General features: G+C 44.9%; 9 protein-coding genes and 2 riboswitches. Of the genes, 1 reads left to right on the top strand and 8 read right to left on the bottom strand.

What is annotated here, in order from left to right:
- Positions 1-31: 31 nt before the first annotated feature.
- Positions 32-117, bottom strand: a riboswitch (cyclic di-GMP riboswitch).
- 175 nt (positions 118-292) lie between these two features.
- From LJE94_06605 to LJE94_06640, 8 genes are all read right to left on the bottom strand, one after another.
- Complete coding sequence (locus tag LJE94_06605; protein ID MCG6909781.1) at positions 293-751, bottom strand: hypothetical protein; 459 nt, start codon at positions 749-751, stop codon at positions 293-295.
- Positions 752-862: 111 nt separating this feature from the next.
- Positions 863-1,222: a septal ring lytic transglycosylase RlpA family protein gene (locus tag LJE94_06610; GenBank protein MCG6909782.1), complete on the bottom strand. Its 360-nt coding sequence runs from the start codon at positions 1,220-1,222 to the stop codon at positions 863-865.
- A gap of 180 nt (positions 1,223-1,402) precedes the next feature.
- A riboswitch (cyclic di-GMP riboswitch) is annotated at positions 1,403-1,488 on the bottom strand.
- 201 nt (positions 1,489-1,689) lie between these two features.
- Positions 1,690-2,823, bottom strand: a complete 1,134-nt coding sequence (locus LJE94_06615) for a nitronate monooxygenase (GenBank protein ID MCG6909783.1) — start codon at positions 2,821-2,823, stop codon at positions 1,690-1,692.
- Between the two features lie 17 nt (positions 2,824-2,840).
- Positions 2,841-3,065: a hypothetical protein gene (locus LJE94_06620; GenBank protein MCG6909784.1), complete on the bottom strand. Its 225-nt coding sequence runs from the start codon at positions 3,063-3,065 to the stop codon at positions 2,841-2,843.
- A gap of 261 nt (positions 3,066-3,326) precedes the next feature.
- A complete protein-coding gene (locus tag LJE94_06625; GenBank protein ID MCG6909785.1) occupies positions 3,327-4,019 on the bottom strand; it encodes a vitamin B12 dependent methionine synthase in 693 nt (230 codons plus the stop codon).
- 268 nt (positions 4,020-4,287) lie between these two features.
- A complete protein-coding gene (locus LJE94_06630; protein ID MCG6909786.1) occupies positions 4,288-4,644 on the bottom strand; it encodes a nuclear transport factor 2 family protein in 357 nt (118 codons plus the stop codon).
- Between the two features lie 540 nt (positions 4,645-5,184).
- The gene (locus LJE94_06635; GenBank protein ID MCG6909787.1) at positions 5,185-5,529 is read right to left on the bottom strand and encodes a hypothetical protein; all 345 of its coding nucleotides are present in this window, start codon (positions 5,527-5,529) and stop codon (positions 5,185-5,187) included.
- Between the two features lie 550 nt (positions 5,530-6,079).
- Positions 6,080-7,249 (bottom strand): DEAD/DEAH box helicase, encoded by a 1,170-nt coding sequence (locus tag LJE94_06640; GenBank protein MCG6909788.1) that lies wholly within the window; start codon positions 7,247-7,249, stop codon positions 6,080-6,082.
- Between the two features lie 388 nt (positions 7,250-7,637).
- Between LJE94_06640 and LJE94_06645 the strand changes: the two genes are divergently transcribed.
- Positions 7,638-7,931, top strand: coding sequence for a hypothetical protein (locus tag LJE94_06645; protein MCG6909789.1), 294 nt, complete (start codon positions 7,638-7,640; stop codon positions 7,929-7,931).
- Positions 7,932-8,062: the final 131 nt, after the last annotated feature.

Consider the following 8,062-nt stretch of genomic DNA (forward strand, 5'->3'; position numbering starts at 1 on the left):
GCACAAATCCCCAAAGGCTTTTACAGCTAGTTTCGGCAGCCCGGCTGTCATTGCTTTATCAGCTTTAGACCCGTGGCTTTGCGTCCCCGCCTTTCAACAGGTTTGCCCATTCGTTCTATTCAATTTTTGACACTAGCATAGTAGCTAGTAAATACTACTGTCAATAGTTTTTTTATTTTTTTTTACTAACCAATTTATGAGCACAATTGGCATCGGCTCAGACCACCTCCTTATTTCCTATCATTCTAATTAGTTATTCTTCTTTTGTACTGATAAACTTTATCACTTCTACTTAGAAAAAAAACCTTATCCCGGTACCCGCTTCCACATCCAGATCCGTATCCGGGGATAGGTTCAGTACCGGGACCAGTTCCAAAAATGCAGCTAAGGGTAAATCCTCGAATATATACTCAACCCCACCTGGAATCCGGATTCCTAATTTGTCATCCTTATTTTCACGATGGACCCATCTGACACCGCCCCCAAAATATATGGGAAGTTTCCCTTTCGGCACCTCGATTACATCATACAAATGGAACAGGTAATCTCCATAGATGTGAAAATAATTATCGTGGCTTGTCTCCCATCCGGCACCCGCATCGATACCACTGTCGTCGTCAAGCATATATTTTGCCGTAATGCCGGTAGGTTGCCCTATGATCACCCCTACCCCGATTTTTTTTCTTTCCATCGCAGATACATTCGCCGCCAACGAAACGATTACAAGAATTAAAAGGCATTTTAATTTCATAACTCTTCTCCCATTCGATTTAAGCTCATATGACATTGCGACTTCGCCTTAGACGCGTTGACCCTGATGCCCTCGAGCTTTTGCAAGGCAGGAACTCATTTAACCCTGAGCTCAATTCAGATCAACAACTTCAATCTGCACGCTGATAATGCCGGCATTCAAATCACCAATTTTTCTGAATGCTGAACGGGTAAGATCGATAATGCGCCCTTTTACAAACGGCCCTCTATCATTGATCTCAACGACTACGCTTTTACCATTTTCTATGTTTGTTACCTTGACTTTAGTTCCAAATGGCAGGTTTTTATGTGCGGCGGTGTAAGATTTATTATCAAGTCGTTCACCGCTTGCCGTTTGTTGATTTTGGTATTTCGCAGCATAGTATGATGCTTTGCCCGTTTCCCTATACCCAGTCAATCCTGACGATCCTTTCATCGCGGTCTCAGCACAGCTGGCAAGGATCGCCGCCATAAAGATAACAAATATAGTTTTAGGGCTTCTCAATGGATTCCATTTCTTTGAATTGATAAATTTCACATATCATCTTAAAGACTTGACTTCAAGGTTGAGAATCAGGTTGAGTTAACATTATTTTAATTCTGAAAACAAAAAGCCTCCAGGCGCACGCTCCCAAAGGCTCTTAATTATAAGTTCGGCAGCCCGGCTGTCATTGCTTTGTCAACTTTAGACCCGTGGCTTTGCGTCCCCGCCTTTCAACAGGTTTGCCCATTCGTTCTATTTAATTTTATACTAGCATATTGGTTTGCATATACTATTGTCAATATCTTTTTTACTATTCAATAATAGTATAAAAATGCAATCACGCAGATTTCATCCGCCATTGCGGAGAGGTGAGTTTGAACATTTAGAGCTGCGTCATCAGTGTAAATTTTCCAACGGTAGGTTTGATCCCCTTTATCCCTGACAGCATTCAGTCCCTACTTAGAAAACTTATTTGACAGATCTGCATAAGCGGTTTCCGCTTCTTTAACGATTCTCTGGACCAATTCTTCAACCGTAGGCATGTCATTGATGCGCTGGGCAACCTCACCGCCGGCCATCATGGCCTTTTCCTTGTTCCCCTCATACACAGCCTTGATCGACTCGTTCTCGTATTCAATAAGCGACATGGCTTCCGTGCTTTGGTAGCCATCAGGCGTTCCGAGATACACACCTGGCGATTTTTTAAGGGTGTTTGCTGCATGCTCTTCACTTCTGGGGTTTCTCAACCAACGGGCCGGGCCCACATAACCACGCGCGACCAATGTACCACGGTCTTGTGCGTCCACAACCGCTTGCTTCCAGAGAAGCGGGAAATCGCTCTCCTGTGTTGCAAGGAAGCGGGTTCCAATCAACGCGCCATCGCAGCCCAAGGCCAGGGTGGCTGCCAGACTCTTTCCGTCACCGACGCCTCCTCCACCGACCACGAGCGTGTTTTCATCAGAGACGGCCTCGGCCACTGCGGGAAAAAGCACCATTGAGTGAAGCGGTTCCCAGTGTGTATGAAAGCCGCCTTCATGACCTGAGGCGACAATGACATCAACCCCTGCCTTTTTACAGCGCAACGCTGCTCTAACGGAGGGGATGATATGAATCCAGGTAAATCCGGCTTTTTTGATCATTTCTCCCCAGCCCATTGGGTCACCGGCTGACGTATACATCACCTTAAGGGTATCTCTCATTTCGGGATTTTCCTCCCGTACCCTTATGGCCGTTTCGATCATAATTTTTGCTTGTTCTTTGAGCTCCGCCGATACCATCACATTTGGACCGAAGACACCGCCTTTGTCTTTGACCAGGCGGTGGGTTCGCTTCAGGACCGATCCCAGCACTGTTCCCATATCGTCGTCGCGGTTCGCCTCCCCGGTGTCGCAAAAGGCGTTATAGATCCAGGGCTGGTCATGCTTGTTGAAGAGGCCGCTGGTGGAAAGAAGCCCAAGCACGCCTGCGTTGGCAGCGGCAACACATAAATTGTTGTTACTGAAAGGGCCCATGCCCGCCTGGATAATGGGATACTTAATTCCGATCATGTCGCAAAGTCTTGATTTAATAATGATATCATCGATTTTCATAGTGAGTTCTCCTTTCTTTATCGTCTCAGGTTTTCAATCAAGAACACCACGCCCAGTCCACCGCCGCAGCAGGAACTGAAAAATCCATACCGGCCGCCGTTGTGCATCAGTCCGCGCATGGTGAACATGGCAACCCTTGCTCCTGAGACTCCGTTGGGGTGCCCGAAAGCAATGGCTACACCCATGGGATTCCATTTATCCCGGCCGCCACGTTCGCCGCCGATGTATATATTCGGCTTCATGGAAAAAGATCCTCATGGTATTTTTCTTTTGTTCTCAGCGTAATTGTTTTCCTTCCAGGGCTTTCAAGACAGCCCTCCAGAAGTTGCATGCATTTGCAAGGGAGTTGATTGCATCAAAAATGGCTACCTCTCCACACATAATCGAAATGGGCACTATTTATTTGGAACAGTCCCTAATTATCCTTTTTTCGTTACATCGACGGCTATCAGTGCCGCACCGATGGCACCGGTCACTTGGATGGGATTGGTTCTGGTTCTAATTTAGGGTTCGATAGAGCGATATTCACGGTCATACAATCCACTGTCGTAGGCAGCTTGCCGGGAAGGACATTTTTCTGTCGGACAAAGCCGGCAGTTGACAAATTTTTTCTCCTTTTCAAAAAAGATGCCCGATTCGGATTTGTCCGGATACATCACCATACTGCTGAGAAGCTCGACGCCGACGCGTGATGCCCCGTTTCCCAGCAAGGCGAATAATTTTTTCTGCTCATAGATCGACCAGTCCTCCAGGGACCCGGGGTTCATCTGGCTCAATTCCCCTGTGTGGTATCTTGCCTTGATATCCTCCTGCAGTTGACGCATGGCCGATCTCAAGGCCGCCATTTTGAGTTCGTCGGCGAAAAGCTTATCCAGCATGTCGGTAAATGTATCTGCCCAGCGGGTCAACTCGGTGCCGCAGGTCACCACAAACGGAAAGGTCCGGTGAAGGTTTTCGGTGTTGACGCTAAGGATGCGGCTTTCCAATTCCTGGTCGTCGACAACCACACTTTCCGGAAGGCGGGACCGTATTCGGCTTATTTTGTAGAATGCTTTCGGCGCCGACGCCTTTTGCGCCTCCAGCGCCATTTCCCGGAATCTTTCGGTTTCGGGCCGGCCCTCCTTCAGGTGCATCTTCTCAATCATCGCATCGCGGTCGGGCGCAAATTCCAACGTGTCTAATACAATGCCGTCCATATTCACCTCAATGCCGCTCAAAGAACATGGTGGTTATAATCCAATATCCTGTTTTACTAACTAAGAATGGTGATATCCGGGCAACATAGCCAACAAGGGAAAGTTTGCCGGGTTTCAACAACGTCAGCCTCTTTCGAGCCTGCCCAAAATCGGCACTGGTGGCTTCTCCCGTTCTCCGGATAAGTTGGACATGGCGCTGCCACTCAGTAATATGGGCTTCTCAGTGAACTCTCAGAATGGCCACGTTTGGATGGCAGAAGCCCCCGGCTTATTCTCGGTGGTAGTCCCATAAGGCATTGACAATGTTCCAGCTATCTGTCACTTCTGCAAGATGCAGATAGTCCGTAAACTGTTCAGATACGATTTTGACACTAGCCATCGATTCGGTTTGATCAAGGATCGTTATCTCTTTTCGCCCTTTTTCAGGATCATCGATACGTCCCTTCCCGTCTCCTGTTAACGTGAGCATCTCGCTCTTTGTGACGGACCAAATTTCTTCTTCGGAACCGATTCGCCGTTTGGCAAGATGCGGCGATAAAGCCCGGTCCATTCTCTCGACATCAGCCAAATACCAGCCTTCCACATAGTCTAACGCTCGTTGTGTAATGGCTTCTCTGTCTCTCATTCGCATCACCCCATAGTGTTGAGTATTCGTATGCTACTTGGAAATGGGACACAGAATACAAAAATCGTCTTTCATGTCAAGCGAATTTCACAAAATAGAACCGGTGCGGCTTTGTAGCGTTCACTTGAACCAAGATAGCGCTCGCTTACGCTGCAGCTTGCTGCAGGGTAAGCGAGCGAATCATAATTGATAGCATTCCTTACGGTGAAGATTCCCCTTAAGCTTGCTGCGGGGAGTGTTCAATGGCTGCACACAGTTTGTACGGGAAAAAAAGCATGAAAATTTATTCGATTGCGCCCATGAAAAATGGCTAACGGTCGGAAACAAGTATGTCCTCAAAAATCTAATGCATTTTTTGAATGTACTGCAGAAAGCGGCTTAAGAAAAGAGTCAGTAAATTTATGCAACGTTAGGGTTAAATTGAAATTCTAGATTGGAAAACTTTCATAATGAGGGTAATCGATAACATGTAAGACAGCTTTACATAAATTGTGCAGGAATTGAAATCAAAATTATTTTAGGCTACATAATTTATTTGCTTTATTCTTTATCCGGTAGCACTTCCATGTCGTTAAAAAACAGCTCAGCGGTATTCTTGGTTGAAGATTGATACAGCTTCTTAATAGTTGTAGCAATTTTTTGGGCACATGCTTCGATAGGAAAGAAGTTCCTCGTTCGAAGGGCTGCAATCAATGAACTATTTCCTTTGGAGATCAATTGAAGAATATCGTCGCGGTCATATGTTTCTTCTCCAAGTAAGGAATAATAATCCTTTGTCAAAGCCAGGGAGTCAAATTTTTTAGGAACCTTGTCAATGATTGCATACTCGCCAATTTTAAGAATATTGCTTTCATAATCGATAGAGATCAAATATTTCTGAAGCATTCTTCTTCTCCTTTTCAACATGGTATTTTACTAAAACTATCTTCAACCCTACTGTTGATTTTCGGATTCCTCGGAGCTTTCTTTACTTTTATTCAATTTTCGTTGCCTTTTTTCCTCTTTCTTTTTCATTCTTGCAATTTCTTTTTGACGCTTTTTGAATTGATAATTTGACCTTGCCATATTTTATTTCCTTTCAATTCAGAAAGCCCCACCATACATCTAAATATGGAACGATCGGATAAAATTGGCGTGCGATGTTTGATCTGACCCGAAGCTATGTGTAGAAATGATAAAGGGCACCCGTCATCTTGTTATGACAGGATGCCCTCTATGTTCAATTTAGACAGATGATTAGTTCACAGTCACATTGATTGCAGCAGGGCCTTTTTGAATACTCAAAGAATAACACGGTTTGTCAGAATAGCAAGCTATATAATTGAATTTTATTATAATATTTATAGATTGCTTTTTAAGTGTATTAATACGGCCCGTTAGAAAGGTTTTCACCAATGACAAGTGCAATTAAGCCTTCGGCTATCCTGCATGGCGATTAGATTTTCATTGACCACCGCCGTGGCTTCCGCTTAGGGGATGATGGCACCGGTTTGTAGCTAAAGGTCGGTAGGGTTCGTTGTTCGATTTCAGCATCGATCATTCGGCTGATGGCACGAACCATATCTCTATCGTTCTCGGTGGCAAGGGTGAATGCTTCACCACTGCGGGTGGCTCGGCCAGTCCGGCCAATGCGATGAATGTATGCTTCTGGCGTAGAGGGGATATCGTAGTTGATGACATGTGAAACACGACTAACGTCAATCCCACGTGCGGCGATATCGGTTGCCACCAAAATCTGATAACTCCCGTCACGAAAACCATCAATTGCAGCTTGGCGTTTGTTCTGAGATAAATTTCCCTGCAATGATGCCGTCCTGTACCCATAAACCGAAAGTCTTTTTCCCAAATTTTTGGCTCTGTGTTTGGTTCGAGTAAATACCAGAATGGAACGGGCCTCGGTGTTATCCAGCAGGTTTAACAACAGATCTGTTTTCAGATCCTGAGTCACCGGATAAAATGCGTGACTGACTGTATCTGCGGGCTTTGTGCTGCCGATTTTAATGGTAACGGGGTTTTGCAGAATGTCATTCGCCAGGCGTTTTATGGCTTTTGGCATGGTGGCCGAGAAAAGCAACGTTTGCCGTCTTTTTGGAAGATGACGCAAAATACTTTTGATGTCGGGCAGAAATCCCATGTCGAACATGTGGTCAGCTTCATCCAATATAAGCGCATCCAGTCGGGAAAGATCGATCGTATGACGGCGTATGTGGTCTAACAGTCTTCCAGGGCAGGCAACAACAATATCGGCCCGCTTAAGCTTCTGGAACTGTGGGTTGATATTCACCCCGCCATATACCGTGGTACAATTCAAATCAGTTCTCCGCCCAAGGGTCTTGATTTCCTGGCAGATCTGTTCAGCCAATTCACGAGTGGGCGCCAGAATCAAAGTACGGATGCCGCTCTTTCGACAAGTAACAAGGCGATTTAAAATCGGTAAAACGAATGCTGCTGTTTTTCCGGTACCAGTTTGGGCCAACCCCATCACGTCACGATGTTTAGTTATCGGTTTGATTGCCTCGGTCTGAATGGGTGTTGGGATTGCATAACCTGCATCGGAAACACCAGCCATGATCAAGGGGTGAAAATTAAATGCTTCGAAATTCAATATATACCTTCTTTCTGAGTCCCCATAAAAAAAGCCCCGGAGTTATTCCGAGGCTAACAAATGTATTTTGGTTGACAACCGGGAACACTGTACTTGGATCCCATGATATGGTTCTCTCAGGGGTTTGTCAAGCTAACCTAAATAATAAATACAATATGTTCAAAAAAAAATTAAACATGTTGCTATTTATGCCAACATCGGATAGATTAGGGGCGAATTGATCAATATCAATTGTGAGAAATATTTACCTGCCAGAAACGTTGCCCGATTTCTTGCCCTTGATTTTCGTTAAGCTTAACAGAGCTGTCTCTCTTCATTCAATTTTGCAAAGAGAATTTTCGATCTTTTCCAATACCGTTTTTCATCATATGATGAATGGATGGCACAAATGAAAAATAAAAGTAAGGGTAGGCAATTACTAATTGAGAGCTTAGCTGCGAAAGGATTAGAAGACGAAGTTATTCCTAGTCTTATCAGAAGCATGAGAATTTGTTATGATGCCGATCCTAAGATGCCTTCTTTAAAAACAAATCGACGAATTCGGTCTTTGGGCTGGAATAATTTTAAGTTAGATAATCATATCCTGAAAATATCAATCGATTATTTTAAAAAAGAAATAAGAAATACTTCACCAACAACAAAAGAAATTAATCATTTTAATGAAAGCTTTCGCCAACAATAGGGCTGCAAAAGCCTGAGGGCTTCAGAGTCAAGGCGTCTGAGGGTGAAGCCGTAGTTCTTTATCCTGCTCCGGCGAAGCTCGCAGAGCGAAGTCGGATTCGAACCCTCGGCAAAAAAGGCGCCGCAGGCGCT

Source organism: Deltaproteobacteria bacterium, from assembly GCA_022340465.1.
Taxonomy (GTDB): domain Bacteria; phylum Desulfobacterota; class Desulfobacteria; order Desulfobacterales; family B30-G6; genus JAJDNW01.

What these genes read in the sequence shown, in the direction of transcription:
- LJE94_06605 (MCG6909781.1), bottom strand. Translation starts at nt 751, where the DNA reads ATGAAATTAAAATGCCTTTTAATTCTTGTAATCGTTTCGTTGGCGGCG.
- LJE94_06610 (MCG6909782.1), bottom strand. Translation starts at nt 1,222, where the DNA reads ATGGCGGCGATCCTTGCCAGCTGTGCTGAGACCGCGATGAAAGGATCG.
- LJE94_06615 (MCG6909783.1), bottom strand. Translation starts at nt 2,823, where the DNA reads ATGAAAATCGATGATATCATTATTAAATCAAGACTTTGCGACATGATC.
- LJE94_06620 (MCG6909784.1), bottom strand. Translation starts at nt 3,065, where the DNA reads ATGAAGCCGAATATATACATCGGCGGCGAACGTGGCGGCCGGGATAAA.
- LJE94_06625 (MCG6909785.1), bottom strand. Translation starts at nt 4,019, where the DNA reads ATGGACGGCATTGTATTAGACACGTTGGAATTTGCGCCCGACCGCGAT.
- LJE94_06630 (MCG6909786.1), bottom strand. Translation starts at nt 4,644, where the DNA reads ATGAGAGACAGAGAAGCCATTACACAACGAGCGTTAGACTATGTGGAA.
- LJE94_06635 (MCG6909787.1), bottom strand. Translation starts at nt 5,529, where the DNA reads ATGCTTCAGAAATATTTGATCTCTATCGATTATGAAAGCAATATTCTT.
- LJE94_06645 (MCG6909789.1), top strand. Translation starts at nt 7,638, where the DNA reads ATGAAAAATAAAAGTAAGGGTAGGCAATTACTAATTGAGAGCTTAGCT.